The organism is Psychrobacter sp. JCM 18901 (assembly GCF_000586435.1).
In the GTDB taxonomy this organism is placed as follows: Bacteria; Pseudomonadota; Gammaproteobacteria; order Pseudomonadales; family Moraxellaceae; genus Psychrobacter.
The window spans coordinates 1-16,034 of record NZ_BAWH01000025.1; the positions used below are offsets into that span (position 1 = coordinate 1).

At 43.8% G+C, this 16,034-nt stretch carries 8 protein-coding genes and 6 pseudogenes; 6 read left to right on the forward strand and 8 right to left on the reverse strand.

Features of this window, described 5'->3' with window-relative positions; all coding sequences use genetic code 11:
* The first annotated feature begins 159 nt into the window (after positions 1 to 159).
* From TT11_RS14710 to ruvB, 4 genes and pseudogenes are all read left to right on the forward strand, one after another.
* Positions 160 to 546, forward strand: a complete 387-nt coding sequence (locus tag TT11_RS14710) for a hypothetical protein (RefSeq protein WP_261870984.1) — start codon at positions 160 to 162, stop codon at positions 544 to 546.
* 427 nt (positions 547 to 973) lie between these two features.
* Positions 974 to 2,011: pseudogene (gene fba, locus TT11_RS14715) on the forward strand (class II fructose-bisphosphate aldolase).
* Positions 2,012 to 2,089: 78 nt separating this feature from the next.
* A pseudogene (ruvA, locus tag TT11_RS14720) lies at positions 2,090 to 2,709 on the forward strand (Holliday junction branch migration protein RuvA).
* 175 nt (positions 2,710 to 2,884) lie between these two features.
* Positions 2,885 to 3,868: a Holliday junction branch migration DNA helicase RuvB gene (ruvB, locus tag TT11_RS14725; RefSeq protein ID WP_057760949.1), complete on the forward strand. Its 984-nt coding sequence runs from the start codon at positions 2,885 to 2,887 to the stop codon at positions 3,866 to 3,868.
* A gap of 103 nt (positions 3,869 to 3,971) precedes the next feature.
* Here ruvB and TT11_RS17500 read toward each other — a convergent pair.
* From TT11_RS17500 to TT11_RS14760, 6 genes and pseudogenes are all read right to left on the reverse strand, one after another.
* Positions 3,972 to 5,399, reverse strand: a pseudogene (locus TT11_RS17500) (FAD-binding oxidoreductase).
* Between the two features lie 96 nt (positions 5,400 to 5,495).
* A pseudogene (locus TT11_RS14745) lies at positions 5,496 to 7,153 on the reverse strand (ABC1 kinase family protein).
* A 102-nt stretch (positions 7,154 to 7,255) separates the two neighbouring features.
* Positions 7,256 to 7,960 (reverse strand): SCP2 domain-containing protein, encoded by a 705-nt coding sequence (locus TT11_RS14750; protein WP_261870988.1) that lies wholly within the window; start codon positions 7,958 to 7,960, stop codon positions 7,256 to 7,258.
* 118 nt (positions 7,961 to 8,078) lie between these two features.
* A pseudogene (gene ubiE, locus TT11_RS14755) lies at positions 8,079 to 9,178 on the reverse strand (bifunctional demethylmenaquinone methyltransferase/2-methoxy-6-polyprenyl-1,4-benzoquinol methylase UbiE).
* A 90-nt stretch (positions 9,179 to 9,268) separates the two neighbouring features.
* On the reverse strand, positions 9,269 to 9,391 hold the full coding sequence (locus TT11_RS17505) for a hypothetical protein (protein WP_370587867.1): 123 nt from the start codon (positions 9,389 to 9,391) through the stop codon (positions 9,269 to 9,271).
* Positions 9,388 to 9,981: a hypothetical protein gene (locus TT11_RS14760; RefSeq protein WP_370587868.1), complete on the reverse strand. Its 594-nt coding sequence runs from the start codon at positions 9,979 to 9,981 to the stop codon at positions 9,388 to 9,390. The genes TT11_RS17505 and TT11_RS14760 overlap by 4 nt, the downstream gene beginning before the upstream one ends.
* Before the next feature lie 415 nt (positions 9,982 to 10,396).
* On the opposite strand from TT11_RS14760, the gene TT11_RS14765 reads away from it, so the two are divergent.
* A complete protein-coding gene (locus TT11_RS14765; protein WP_370587869.1) occupies positions 10,397 to 11,989 on the forward strand; it encodes an ATPase in 1,593 nt (530 codons plus the stop codon).
* A 619-nt stretch (positions 11,990 to 12,608) separates the two neighbouring features.
* A pseudogene (locus TT11_RS17510) lies at positions 12,609 to 14,176 on the forward strand (inorganic phosphate transporter); the annotation flags it as partial.
* Positions 14,177 to 14,291: 115 nt separating this feature from the next.
* On the opposite strand, the gene TT11_RS17515 reads toward TT11_RS17510, so the two are convergent.
* Both TT11_RS17515 and TT11_RS14785 read right to left on the reverse strand, forming a co-directional pair.
* Positions 14,292 to 14,525: an aminotransferase class I/II-fold pyridoxal phosphate-dependent enzyme gene (locus tag TT11_RS17515; protein WP_370587870.1), complete on the reverse strand. Its 234-nt coding sequence runs from the start codon at positions 14,523 to 14,525 to the stop codon at positions 14,292 to 14,294.
* Entirely contained in the window at positions 14,447 to 15,925 is a 1,479-nt protein-coding gene (locus TT11_RS14785) for an aminotransferase class I/II-fold pyridoxal phosphate-dependent enzyme (protein ID WP_370587871.1), read from the reverse strand. The genes TT11_RS17515 and TT11_RS14785 overlap by 79 nt, the downstream gene beginning before the upstream one ends.
* Positions 15,926 to 16,034 lie beyond the last annotated feature (109 nt).

Sequence of the window (16,034 nt, forward strand, 5' to 3'; positions counted from 1 at the left end):
CTTGTTTTTATTGACATAAGTAAGCGCAATAGCCATCGATTATTATTAAGCAGTCATTATTTATTTATATACTGAAAATTATTATTGCATGTCTGATTCGCACTCTATAAAATAGCGCGACCATGTATTTTGACATGCATTATTTACGAGAGGTTTATTATGTTAAAACGTCATTTATTACTTGCTAGCGTACTTGCTGGTACCTTTGCAATCACTGCATGTAGCCAACAAACAGAAGAAAACACTGAAGCTGCTGTTGAATCTGCTGGCGATGATGCTGCTGCGAATGTTGATGCTGCTGCCGCTGAAACAGAAGCTGCTGCTGCTGAAGCTGAAGCTGCTGCTCAAGACGCTGGTGCTGAAGTTGCCGAAGGCGCTGACACTGCTGGTGCAGCTGCGACAGACGCTCTAGAAAACACTGGCGATGCTATTGCTGAAAGCACTAACACAGCGGTTGAAAATACTGCTGAAGCTGTTGCTGATGGCGCTAACGCTGTCGCTGATGGTGCAAATGATGTTGCAGTTGATGCAGAGCAACAGTACTAAGCTACGCGATAACTAAGTACTATTAACTAAGCACTATAATGACTGATTTGCTAGGACGCTATCGATTGATAGATAATCATTGGTAAATAATATCTAAAAATGGTCATTGCTTTATAAGCCTCAAAATACTAGAAAAGCCTTGGTGATTGCCAAGCTTTTTGCGTTGTATGCCATTGTGACAGTTTACAAAGTAACAGTTTATAAAAGTCAAACTGATATCAAGAGACGGTATAGACTGACAAATAGTCGGTCAACCGCTACGAAGACAGAACAATTTTTGCTATAATCACCGCGTGGTAATCATATCTAATACCATTCAGACTTTTACTAACCTATATACGGTCAGTATGGTCGAATATACAGTGAAATGATTGCTATCAAGCTGTTTTTTTAAAATACTATTCAAAATCTAATCAGAGAGCGTCTTATGGCCCTAATATCCTTACGTCAACTTCTAGATCATGCCGCTGAACACAGCTATGGTGTTCCTGCCTTTAACGTCAATAACTTAGAGCAAATGCGTGCAATCATGATGGCTGCGGATGCTTGTGATTCACCTGTTATTGTCCAAGCCAGTGCAGGCGCACGTAACTATGCAGGGTCAGCATTTTTACGTCATTTGATTATCGCTGCGATCGAAGAATGGCCGCATATTCCAGTAGTGATGCATCAGGATCATGGCATGTCACCAGCTATCTGCCAACGCTCAATTCAATTAGGTTTCTCATCAGTGATGATGGACGGCTCACTTGGTGAAGATGGCAAAACGCCAATGGACTACGATTACAATGCTAGCGTCACGCGCGAAGTTGTTAAGATGGCTCATGCTTGCGGTGTCTCTGTAGAAGGCGAAATCGGTTGCCTAGGTAGTCTTGAAACTGGTATGGCTGGTGAAGAAGATGGTTCTGGCGCTGAAGGCGTATTGGATCATGAGCAGCTTTTGACCAGTGCTGATGAAGCTGAGCAGTTTGTAAAAGATACCAATGTCGATGCGTTAGCGATTGCTATCGGTACTAGCATGGTGCCTATAAGTTCACACGTCCACCGACAGGCGACATTTTGTCTATTGAGCGCGTAAAAGAGATTCATGCCCGTATTCCTAACACGCATTTGGTCATGCATGGTTCTTCATCAGTGCCACAAGAATGGCTAAAAGTTATTAATGAAAATGGCGGTGATATCGGAGAAACTTATGGCGTGCCAGTTGAGCAAATCGTTGAAGCGATCAAACATGGCGTACGCAAAGTAAACATCGATACGGATTTACGTCTGGCATCAACCGGTGCTATCCGCGAATTCCTTGCAAAAAAATCCAAGTGAATTTGATCCACGCAAATATTTCAAAGCGTCTATGGTAGCGATGTCAGATATCTGTACCAATCGTTTTGAAGCGTTCGGCTCTGCAGGTCAAGCACATAAAATTCGCCCAACCAGTCTTGAAGGTATGGTGAACTTTTACCAATAAGACTGTGTTGTAGAACGTAGTTGTTAATCATGAAGTAGCAGCTGATTTTATAATATGCCACATAAGAGGTCGTAAATAATGATTGGATTGATTACCGGACAGGTGCAGTACTTGATGGCACCGACGGCTTGTATCATGACGACCTCTGGGGTGGGTTATGATATCGAACTGCCATTGCCTTCATTCTGTCAGTTACAGCTTAATGAACAAGCTAGCATTTGGACACATTTCCATGTTCGCGAAGATGCCCAATTGCTATATGGCTTCATCGATCGAAAAGAGCGTGATGTTTTTCGCCAGTTAATTAAAATTAACGGGGTTGGGGCAAAAATGGCCTTGGCTATGCTGTCTGCAATGTCAGCAGCTGAGCTAAAGATGCACGTCGAGCAAGAGTCGGAGACAGCATTGACTCGTATCCCAGGCATCGGTAAAAAGACGGCGCAACGCTTATTAATTGAGCTAAAAGACAAGTTAAAGAATATCGACGTTGATAATGGTGCGTTTGAATTGACACCACAGGAAACTACGATTCTCACGAAGGCAGTATCATCGCTGAAGTGGAAGGCGCGTTGATTAGCTTGGGCTACAAAGAAAAAGAAGCTCAGCTAGCGATTAAAGCTGCTAAGAGTAAAGGAGATACTTTTGCTGATACTCAAGGCTTATTAAAAGCTACTTTACAGCAATTATCTGGCTTTTAATTCATATTAATTAGCCGTCTATCGATGACAACCACATAATGTATTAAATTAATAAGCGACATTGAATGTCGCTTATTTTCGTTTTAGTGCTCGCTTAATGAGGTTTTGCATGACTTATGCGCAGCGTTTGGTTATGCTATTTGTTAACTAATTTTTTAATATAATGATAAATTCTATGACGCAAGATCGTTTAATTAATCCGCTAGAAGGCGCAAGTGACGCTCCTGATGCCAATATCCGACCAGCATTATTGGCTGAGTATATTGGTCAGCCGGTGGTACGTGAGCAGATGGAAGTCTTCATCGGTGCTGCTCGTGGCCGTGACGAAGCGCTAGATCACACACTTATATTTGGTCCACCGGGTCTGGGCAAGACGACCCTCGCCAATATTATTGCTCGTGAAATGGGTGGCAATTTGCGTTCTACTTCAGGGCCTGTGCTTGAGCGCCCAGGAGATTTGGCGGCCATGCTGACCAATCTAGAAGCGGGTGACGTGCTGTTTATTGATGAAATTCACCGTCTGAGCTCGGTTATTGAAGAGATACTTTATCCAGCAATGGAAGATTTCCAGTTGGACATTATGATTGGTGAAGGGCCTGCTGCGCGTTCTATCAAGCTTGATCTGCCACCATTTACCTTGGTAGCAGCAACCACTAGGGCAGGACTGCTAACCTCACCACTACGTGACCGTTTTGGAATTGTACAGCGACTCGAATTTTATAATATCGCTGATCTAACGACGATTGTCAGTCGTGCAGCACGTCTAATGCGCGTACCAATGAGTGAAGATGGCGCTGTAGAGATTGCGCGCCGTGCACGTGGTACACCAAGGATTGCTAACCGCCTATTACGCCGTGTGCGTGACTATGCCGAGGTAAGAGGCGACGGTAGTATTAATGGCGCGATTGCAGGTAGCGCGCTAGATATGTTGGCAGTGGATAGACGCGGTCTTGATCATTTAGACAGACGCTATATCGAAATATTGCACGAGCGCTTTGACGGTGGTCCTGCTGGTGTTGAAGCGGTAGCAGCAGCGATGGCTGAAGACCGTGGTACACTCGAAGATGTGATTGAGCCATATCTGATTCAACAAGGTTATGTTCTGCGTACTGCTCGTGGTCGCGTACTGACACAGATGGCAATTGATCAGATGTTATAATAATTAGTATTTAATAAAAAATGCGCCTGCTTTTGATTAGAAGTAGGCGCATTTTTTTGGCTATTGCTTTGGTTTTAGTATGGTCTTAGTCTTTATAATAGTATTAGGAAGCAGATAAAGCCTCAGGCCATATTTTCCCTGGATTAAGGATGTTTTTAGGATCGAGGGCTGCCTTGATAGCCTCCATAAGTATCAGCGCATTACCATGTTCTTGCTGCATATATTTTTGTTTGCCTTGTCCGATCCCGTGTTCACCCGTAAAAGTACCATCATCTCGATGGCCCGCGTGGCGAGACGACCGATAATACCCTCAGCAGTAGCTACCTCTTCAGGATTATTGGTATCGACCAATAATAAAACATGAAAGTTACCGTCGCCTACATGACCTACAATTGGTCCAATCATCCCTGATGCTTCAATATCTTTTGCAGTGGCGCTGACACATTCTGCCAAGCGCGAAATAGGTACGCAAGCGTCAGTCGATAGGGCGCTTGTCTCAGGACGTAACGCACAGCTAGCATGATAAGCATTGTGTCTTGCCTGCCAGAGACGTTTACGCTCAGCTTCATTGGTATCCCAAGCAAAATCACGACCATCAAACTCTTCGATAATATCAGCAAACATTTGCGCCTGTTCAGCAACGCTTGCCTCTGTACCATGAAATTCGACAAATAGCGTAGGCGTTTCGGTTAGATCGAGATTGGCATATTGATTACATGCTTTGATTTGCATTGCATCAAGCAGCTCGATACGAGCAATAGGTAAGCACATTTGAATCGTTAGCATTACGGCCTGGCAAGCATCTTCGATGGTTGAAAAATGACAAATGCCGCTGCCTATACACTCGCTAATACCAAATAGTTTTAGCGTGACTTCAGTGACAATACCAAGTGTACCTTCTGAGCCTATCATAAAGCGCGTCAAATCATAACCGGCCGCAGACTTCTTCGCGCGTGTGCCTGTTCGTACGATATAGCCATTTGCGGTCACTACTTCTAGTGCGAGTACCACATCTTTCATAGTGCCATAACGCACCGCATTAGTACCTGAGGCTCGAGTGGCGACCATGCCGCCAATACTGGCATTAGCACCGGGGTCTATCGGAAAAAAAACAGCCCTGTATCGCGCAGATAATGGTTTAGCTGCTCACGCGTCACGCCGGCTGAACGGTAACAGTCAAATCTTCATTATTGACTTGTAAAATAGCATCCATCGCATGCATATCGATGCACAGTCCACCATAGGGAGCATTTAATTGACCTTCCAAAGAAGAGCCGATACCAAAAGCAATCACTGGCATTTGATGCTGATGGCAAATCTCAACGGCCGCAGCTACTTCCTGTTTGTCCTGTACTATTAATACTGCATCTGGCGGCTGATTGGCTAACCACGTCATGGTATGGCCATGCTGCTCACGAACTGTAGCGTTCACACTCAGTTGTTTACCAAAACGTTCCTGCAAAGCTGTGATAGCCTCACTATAGTCTGGTTTACTAGTGTTATGGGTCTGTGACAGTGGTAGCGCTGACATGAGTGTTCCTATAGATAATGAGAATATTTAGCATTAACTTAGCATATTCAATATCCATTTGATATGATTTATTGACAGACATTTGTTCTATTGTAACTAAGTTAGGGTGCGCCAAACTACTACCAAGACAGCCAGTATATAAAATATAGGTGATAGCCAGCCGATAACTTGCGTAGCAATAGCAATAAAAATAGCAAACCCTGCAAGTGCCAACCAATCACGACGACGGTCGTTTAGCATGTCAGCACGAATTTGTTGTATTTCACGTAGTTGACTGTCTTGTCGAGAGCCCTGTGAGGCAAGGCTTTGTAGTCCTTGATCTAATAGTTTAGGAATATCGGTGGTAGACAGGAGCATTTCAGGAAGTTGTTGACGCAGTTGCTGTAGATTACGCATAGGATCTAATTGCTCTTTAATCCAACTGCTTAGAATTGGCTTGGCAAGTGACCAAATGTCCAGATCAGGATATAAATCACGACCGAGCCCTTCTACATGGACCAAAGTTTTTAGCAGAAGCATCAGCTGCGGTGGGATACTCATATGGTGTCTACGCGCAATGTCCAAAATCTGCATCAGTACGCCAGCAAAGTCGATATCATCGATTGATTTTTGTAGCATAGGGCCGACGGTACGTTTCATATCACGCATCAGGCATGTTTATCAGCATTTGGTGGTATCCACCTGCACGGCTGACGATATCAACCACAGCGGTAAAGTTATTGTTCATCACGGCAAGCAGCATTCGCGCCACGATGAGCTGATCGTCTTTTGATAAAGTGCCCATGATGGCGCAATCAAGCCCGATATAACGTGCTCATGACCTAAATCAACTGCTGCCATACCTGCATGTAAGGTTTGCACAGGTGGCGTCTCTACAAACACATTGCCTGGATGCATATCAGCATGAAAGAAGTTATCACGGAAGACTTGGGTGAAAAATATCGTTAAGCCTTTTTCTGCAAGCGCCGCACGGTCATAGCCTAACTGATCAAACATCTCAACTTGTGAGATAGGGACACCTTGGATACGCTCCATGACCATCACGTTTTTGGCAGCATCATAAACTTCAGGCACATACATCAGTGCTGAACCCAAGAAGTTGTTGCGCATCTGAGTAGTATTATCAGCCTCAAGCGTCAAATCAAGCTCATTGAGCATGACTTGCCGATAGTCTTCGACAATATCAATGATATGAATGGCACGTGCTGCTTCAATTCGTGCAGATGCCCAACTTGCCAATTCCCGTAGTAGTTCAAAGTCAGAAACAATCACAGTGCGAATATCGGGGCGAACCACTTTCACCACGACTTCACGCCCATCATGTAGGCAGCCGTATGAACTTGGGCGATAGAAGCGGCCGCTAACGGTTTGATATCGAATCGGGCAAACAAGGTTTCAATAGACTGACCAAGACCATGTTTAGGATGCTGAATTTGAGCAACAGCAATATCAGCGTCAAAAGGCTTAACTTTGTCCTGCAACTGAATCAACTGAGCGATAATCTCAGGCGGTACCAAGTCGCGACGCGTTGAGAGTAACTGGCCCAGTTTCAAAAACAGCGTACCCATATCTTCAAGCGCATACTTAATCGCATTTGGTTGGTGCTTTTTGCCCCATGCTGCTGGATGCATGCGAATTAATCGCGCCAAAGGCTGCAGCTGCGGTGCTTCCTCGATAGAAAAATGGGTATCAAGGCGATACATTGCGGCGATACGCCAAAGCTCAAGTAGACGAGCGCGGTGCGATAATAGCATGGGATTAGGTACTCTAAACAAAGACGAAAATGGGGTAAGCGCTGTGCTTAATCATAAATAGTGCCATCGGTAATAGCGTTCATTTATGATCGATGCAATCGGCTATTGATGAAACGAGTTATTGAGAAACTGCGCTTGCTCTTCTTTAATAGCAGCAAGTTTGGCTTCTTCTCGTTCGACGTCAGCACGTAATTTTAACAGTTGTTGCTTAAGATCATTTACTTCAGTCACCTCGATAGGGTCAGGTGTGCTATTGCCAGCCACTTCATTGGCCCAATCACTAACGTCATCAAAAGCACGTTTGGCACTATGACGCCAGCTACCTTTAAGCTGAGAGATAAGGAGATGTAACTGGCTAGCCATTGGTTTACCAATAAATGGTTCAAGCTGTCCAGCTAGGTCAGGATCAAACCCTGCAACCAGTTGTTTGAGCTGCATTAGCACTTTGTAATCACCAGCGATTGGTAGGTTGCCTTCAGCGCCACGCATCAGATTGAGCAGTTGAGCAGCATTGTCTACGGTGATGGTACAGTCTGGACGACTATGACCAAAACGTGCGCGTTCCATGCTGGCTTTTTGGCGCTCACTCATTTGGCCACTTGGCTCAAATATGCTCTCTGTCGTGACCGGCTCAAAGCGCAAACGCTCATGAGTGAACAAGATGTCTAACTGAATTTCAGGCAGTCCCATATTAAGTCGTAACACCTTACCTGCAAGCGGCGCTAAACCTGCTTTGGTAATCTCATCACTAGCAATGGCAATATTAATTAGCTTCTCGGCACCAGCTAATAGAAGGACAGTCAGCATAAGGCTCTCGCATCGGTAAGTGAGCGCCTTTGCATTAGCTGCATCAGCGCATGGTATGTTCGTGTTAGGTTCAATATAGTCTCCTAAACGTAATGGTCTTGCCAATCGTAATTTAGCGTTACGCTTTAAAGCCGCGATGGACAGCCACGATACCAGCAGTCAGGTTATGATAGTCACAGTTCTCAAAACCAGCCTGTTGCATCATCTGCTTAAGTGTCTGCTGATCAGGATGCATACGAATTGACTCAGCCAAGTACTGATAACTTTCAGCATCATTAGCAATTAACTTACCCATTACTGGCAGTGCGGTAAATGAATACAAATCATAAGCCTTAGATAGTGGCTCAAATACGGGCTTTGAGAACTCCAGAATCAATAGACGACCGCCTGGCTTTAGGACGCGATACATAGACTTTAGCGCGGCATCTTTGTCTGTGACGTTACGCAAACCAAAGCTAATAGTGACTAAATCGAAGCTTTCGTCATCAAAAGGCGCTAATGTCTCAGCGTTTGCCAAGACAAAATCAACGTTGTTACAGCCAGCATTGATCAGGCGCTCACGGCCCACTTCTAACATCGCAGCATTAATATCAGATAGTACTACGTGGCCATTTCTACCGACTTCACGGCTAAATACTTTGGCTAAATCGCCCGTACCACCAGCGATATCAAGGACATGCTGACCAGCACGCACGCCTGATAGACTAATCGCATAGCGCTTCCATAGACGATGAATACCAAATGACATCAAATCATTCATGATGTCATATTTTTGGCAACAGAAGTGAATACGTCAGCCACACGTGCTTGTTTTTCTGCTTTATTGACGGTCTTATAGCCAAAATGCGTCTGCTCATTACCATCTGTTTCAGGCGTGTGCGGATTATTGATATCATCACGCTGATTGAATAGCGTTTGTTTTATGGTTTGCTCTGAAGTATTTGTGCGAGTCGTTTTGTCGTTGTTTGGCATAGTGGTTTGTTGGCCTTGCGGCGTTCCAGTAGGTAGGTCTTGAACTTTAGTAAAGTCGCTATTGTCATCACTAGCAACGCTGTTATTCTTGCTCGGCACGACATTGGTGGTTTGATTACGTAATATCTGCGCGCTAATCTGTTGATTATGAGCAATACTGTCTTTTACCAGTTTGTCTTGCAAATGACCATTAGTCGTTGTGGCTTGATTAGAAGGAGCGCTGCTATCTTTTGCATTATCAGTCATCATGTTGTCCTAGAATTTATTTTTATGATTGTCTTTATCGGAGGAAGTCGTTAAATAGTAAGCGTCAACTGGCCATTTAGCATATTGAGTTTATGATACACCAAACGCTACCGGCTTACTGCCATTATCCGTATCATGAACCTGATCGATAATGGACAGTTCACGCTCGCAGAACGGCTCAATAAAATCGCTGACGCTACTCAGAGGTTTCATGGCCTTAAAGCTGTATCAATAAAATCATAAAGCGGCTGGTAGCCATGACGATAGGCTGTACTTTTTGCTAGTGCAAAGGCTTTTTTGAGCATAAACGAATTTAGGTGTTTGTCCGTGCGATAACAGACGTCTTTTAGATTAGCAATCTGAACTCGGCGCTCGTCTTCTTCATCAACAGTACGATAGGCGGTTAGCATATTCTCTTCATCCACTGGTAAATCCTGAGCGAGTAACCACTGGGCTAAATGCAGATCTAGCTCAATGGCAAAAATCGCCGCTTGGATGCCCATACTACCAGCCTCTAGGGCTGACTCTTTGGCAAGACGTTCTAGCTTTTTCGCTTTTGGCAGGATACGTGCTAACTGCTCTGCCAATAACTTGAATTCTTCGCCGCCATATAGTTGGGTGAGAAAGTAATCTGCCATTAGCTGGTTTTTGGGTTGTTCAAATAGCTCGCGATGCGTCTGTTGGAGACGTACTTGTTGCCATGATTGTACTTCTTTGAGCTTAGCGTTTAATGCATCATCTTGGTGATGAGGCATCGCCCAAAAACGTGTCAAATGCTGTTGTAAATCAGCTAAAGCGGTCATGGCAGTGAATCCTGTAGAAGTAAATAGGGTAATCAAATTTAAGTATGGTTGTTTTAAATATGGTGGTTCAGGGTTATAAGGCTTGCAACAACTGTTCTACCCTATACCCAAAATTGTGTTCACCTTAAAAGAAAATAATTAAGAATACAAATACCAATCTGTTACACAGCAATATTATTTACTCAATTGGTGCAGTGCTATGATTAAATGAGATGAAAATGAGCGATGAGATAAAAATGTTGAGAGTTATCTTATCGAGAGCTATCCCATAAGTCATTCATTAGTAAAGCAGCCCAATAACAATAGCGAGTGTAATCATGTCTCAAAAAAATGATACTACTGAACCAAAAGCACCACAAGCGTAAGTACACAATTTAGCGAGCAAGTTGTGGAGCAGCGTCTAAAGCCCAATCCTTTGAGTCAGTTTTCACTGGATGAGGATTCGCTTAGACTGGCATTGGTAACAGCTCAGTATGCTTTAAAAGCCACTCGCCAGCAAACGCCGCCGACCCTCAATAAGCCAACAGGTCTATTGGTGCTAGTTAATGGAATGGAGCAAGCGGGTAAAGGTACCGCCGTTAAACAGTTGAGGCAATGGGTGGATCCAAGGCTGCTTAAAGTTGAGGCAACTATTGGTCATTCGCCATTGAACTATCAACCCATTTGGCAAGCGCATACTAGCGCCATGCCACGCCATGGCGATGTCATGGTGTATTTCGGCAACTGGTATGCTGATTTATTATACAATGTCATGCGACTAGCGACATCAGATAGTGAGAACCTTGAAGCATTATCAAATGATAAAGGTCAAAAAGGTAAAAATTCGCTTCCTATCGCTCAGTGGCAAGACTATCTACAGCAGCAGTTGGACACGCTAAAAGCATTTGAAAAGGATCTTATTGCCAATCAAACCAAGTTATTAAAATGTTGGTTTCATGTTGATATCGAAACGTTGCACAGTCGCTTAAAGGATGATGAAGCAGATCCGCAGTTTTTGTATCAAATTGACTGGAATAACAAACAAGTCATCGAGAAGTTTAATGAGGTGGCTGCGACCTTGCTGCGTCAACAGGATGATTGGGTCATCATTGATGGTGACGATAAGTTAGAGGCCGCTGATAACTTTTGTCACTTGGTGCTACACGCTATGCAAACCGCGCTGGCGAGTAGTCAGACAGATAGCGATGACAATGATAATGAAATATCAGCAAACGCTCCCCAGTCCGAGACATTGGAACTTAACTCAGATACTAAACAAAAACAGTTTGAACCTGTACCGATACCTAAGCAGCTGACGTCTATTAAAGATAAAAAAATCAGCAAGTCCGACTATCGTGAGGCATTGGCAGAGAAGCAAGCGCGGCTTGCTGAGTTGCTACGTGCCCGTCAAGGTCGGCATGTGGTGTTTGCCTTTGAAGGGATGGACGCTGCGGGAAAGGGCGGTGCAATCAAGAGGTTGGTCGCACCGCTAGATCCTCGCGAGTATCAAATCTATAATATTGGCGCGCCGATGTTGTATGAGACTCAGCATCCTTACTTGTGGCGATTCTGGACGCGATTGCCTGACGAGCAAACCAGTCGTATTAGCCGTATCGCTATTTTCGATCGCACTTGGTATGGGCGTGTGCTGGTTGAGCGCATCGAAGGATTTGCATCTCCTAATGAATGGCAACGAGCATATGATGAAATCAACCGTTTCGAGGCGGACTTGGCAGCAGCAGGAACGTTGGTTATCAAGTATTGGTTAGCGATTGATAAAAAAGAGCAGCTTAAACGGTTTGAAGATCGTCAAGAAACACCGCATAAGCAATTTAAACTAACGGATGATGACTGGCGTAACCGTGATAAATGGTCAGACTACGTGCAGTCTGCAGCAGATATGCTGGCACGCACGGATACAACGACAGCGCCATGGTGTGTTATTGCAACCAACGAAAAGCGTCAGGCGCGTTTAGATGTGTTAGATCATGCTATAGAGCAGTTGTCGGCAATCACCAAAAGCAAGTAGTTGTTAAAGATGCCTGAAGTTTAAGGGCTCTTATAGGCTCATATAATTGTATTTCCTAAGTAAGATGGCTCAAAACATATTCGAGCCATCCTGTCTTTTACAGAGTGTAGTCTTGTCCGTATACACTCGCAGTTACAAATCTCGCAATATCATCATGCATTATGTGCTCATATTTAATATAATAGAGCGCAAAACAGCTTCTGCTAAATAATAATTTTAATTTAGCAAACAACGTATTTTGGTTATTTAGTATAGATAACTTAATAATTACGACAAAAATTGTTACAATAGCTGTTAGTAGTACCACAAATATCGCTAAGAAATATATAAGCCGCAAGATGCTGTAATCAGACGATTTGGCAACATTACTTGCGGCTTTGTGACATGTTGAAGGATGTACTTCTCCTTTCATTATAGTCGGTTTAAGACCTTCTAACCGCATGTTATATATTTTCTATTGCTACTTCATTAGATGCTGCGACAAGCACTGTGAGTAGCAGCGCAGTATTATCAACCTCATATAATTTTAATCAGCTTACGCAGGACGTACTAACGTATGGGTATTAGCAGCAGTTCTACAGAGTCAGTCAAGCCAGTTGCTCTATAAGAATAAATCTATTTTTTTGCCATTTTACTGATTGCGATGACTTCCTACTTTTTGTGGTGGGGTTTAGATTACACCATGCGTCAGCAAACGACGCTATTCATCGTGGCGACCGCTTTTGGTGTCTTTATGGCATTCAATATCGGTGGTAACGATGTCGCCAACTCATTTGGTACTTCGGTGGGTGCAGGGACGTTGACTATCCCGCAAGCATTGGGTATTGCCGCGATATTTGAAGTATCGGGGGCAGTCCTTGCAGGCGGGGAGGTTACTGATACGATTCGAAGCGGCATCGTCGATCTAGATGGTCTATCAGTGACGCCCAATCAGTTTATTTATGTCATGCTCTCCGCATTGGTTGCAGCAGCATTTTGGCTGTTATTTGCGACCAAAAAAAGGTCTGCCTGTTTCGACCACTCACTCCATTATTGGCGGTGTGATTGGTAGCTCTATTGTTTTAGGTATCACGTTAGGTGGTACAGATATGGCGCTATCAACGGTAGACTGGGGAACGGTTGGGACTATCGCTATTTCTTGGGTACTGTCACCGCTACTAGGTGGCGTGTTGTCTTATCTTTTATATGGACAAATCAAGAAAAACATCATTGAATATAATGATAAAACCGAAGCTTATATTGCGACGTTAAAAGGCAATAAAAAAAGTCTTAAAGCAAAACCATAAAGAGTTTTTGGATGGTTTGACAGAGTCTGAGCAATTGGCTTATACGTCAGCGATGTTACGTGATCAGGAAATATATAAAGATGATGATTGTAACGTTGAAGACCTAGAAACTGATTACTACAAAAAGCTTTATGATATTGAGAATGAGCGTAGTAGCCTTGATACTTTAAAAGCACTTAAGCAATGGGTACCCATCATTGCTGCCGCAGGTGGTGCGGTGATGACTTCTCTAGTCGTCTTTAAAGGTCTGAAAAATGTTAATAGTGGCCTGACTACACTACAGGGCTTCTTGATTATGGGTATGATAGCGGCGCTAGTATGGTTAGCGACTTATATCTATACCAAGAGTATCCGCGGTAAGCATAAAGAAGATTTGACCAAAGCGACGTTCATTATGTTTAGCTGGATGCAGGTCTTTACCGCGTCAGCTTTTGCCTTTAGTCATGGTTCAAACGATATTGCCAACGCGGTTGGTCCTTTTGCCGCTATCATGGATGTGATTCGTACTAACAGTATCGCTACTGAAGCTGCCGTGCCACCTGCTGTCATGCTGACTTTTGGTGTAGCATTAATCGTTGGTCTTTGGTTCATTGGTAAAGAAGTGATTCAAACCGTTGGTACCAATCTAGCGAAAATGCATCCAGCTTCAGGCTTCTCAGCTGAGCTAGCAGCAGCAGCAGTTGTGATGGGTGCATCGACGATGGGTCTACCTGTATCAAGTACTCACACGCTAGTAGGCGCGGTACTGGGTATCGGTATCGTCAACAGAGATACTAACTGGAAGCTTATGAAACCGATTGGTTTGGCTTGGATTGTGACGCTGCCTGCAGCGGCTACTATGTCTGCTATCAGCTATCTAGTATTGAGCAACATTTTTTTAATGCGCTGTTTTTATCAGTGAATTATTATAATTGAGTTTGAATAACTAAGTTCAACGCAATAAAAAACGCTTATCAGCATCATGCCGATAAGCGTTTTTTTAATGATGTATAACAATTTACTCGGTACCAAACTGCTTACGTTTTTTTGGCAAAAAATCTGTCCAATCTATCCATCGCATTTTCTAGGTCAAGCAAGTTAGGTAAGAACACCAGACGGAAATGGTCAGGTCTGTCCCAGTTAAACCCAGTACCTTGAACCATCAATACGTTTTCTTCAACGAGCAAGTCCATCATAAAATCCATATCATCGGTGATAGGGTAAACCTCTGGATCCATTTTCGGAAAACAGTAAAACGCGCCTTGAGGCATGGTACAAGAAATACCTTTAATAGCATTAAGACGTGAGACTGCATTTCACGTTGCTTATATAGGCGACCTTTTTCAGAAGTCAGGTCTTGCATGCTCTGATGCCCACCCATCGCGGTTTGAATAGCATACTGTCCTTGCACGTTAGAGCAAAGACGCATAGATGCGAGCATATCTAAGCCTTCAATAAAGTCAGCTGCGTGCTGTTTACGACCCGATACCATCATCCAACCTGAGCGAAATCCTGCAATACGATGTGACTTCGACAAGCCATTGTAAGAGAGCACCAGCACGTCGTCAGTTAGGGTGCTCATTGGGGTATGTACATTATCATCATATAGAATACGATCGTAAATCTCATCAGCCATGATGATTAAATCATGCTCTTTAGCAACTTCGATGATTTGCTTTAATAGCTCATCACTATAAAGTGAGCCTGTCGGGTTATTTGGGTTAATAACCACGATGCCCTTTGTTTTACTCGTGATTTTAGACTTAATGTCTTCAATATCAGGATGCCAGTTGTCTTCTTCATTACAGCGATAGTGCACAGCAGTACCGCCAGCGAGGTTGGCCGCGGCAGTCCAAAGCGGGTAGTCTGGCATTGGAATGAGGACTTCATCACCATCGTTCATCAATGCCTGCATGGTCATGACAATAAGCTCAGAAACCCCATTGCCCAAATACACATCACGCACATCAACGGCTGATAACAAACCTTTAGACTGGTAATACTGCAAAATGGCTTTACGTGCTGAGAAAATCCCCTGTGAGTCTGAATAGCCAGTCGCCTCAGATAAGTTCATAGCGACATCACGCAAAATCTCATGCGGGGCTTCTAAACCAAAAGGCGCTGGATTGCCCACGTTTAATTTTAATATGCGTTTGCCTTCTGCTTCCATCTTATTGGCAGTTTGTAAGAGAGGACCACGAATGTCATAGCAAACGTTTTGTAATTTATCAGATTTTTTTATGGTGTTCATAGCGTGACCGTTTTTCGGATTGGTTGTCGAATTGGTTTTTGAGTCTTTACCAGCAGTAGAAGTTAGCGTGGACTGAGCATCAGTTGTCTTAATACCTGACTGGGCGTGTGAACTCGTATCTAGCTCTTGATGTTTACTGCGCTCTACAGATGATGTCGACTCGTCTGCATCAATAGCCTCATTATTGAGGTCGCCGCGCAATAGGTAGCCTTCACTACAGCCCAAAATACGCGCGAGCGTAGGCAGCTTGGATGAGACAATGCCGTTGGTACCGCGCTCCCAGTTTGAAATAGCACCACGGCTCACTTTTGCACCAGCGGCTGTCATGGCTTGCGCTAGCTGCTCAGCAGTAAATCCTTTATCACGGCGCAACTGTACCAGTCGTTCCGCTTGCGTACTTTTACTATTGTCGTCAGACATTGTTGTTTGAGCCTTTGTTAATCAGTAAATATTCAGTGTAGAGATATATTAAACATTTTAGTCAAATACTAATGCAAGATATTATTGCATTGATAGTTAATTTGCAAAT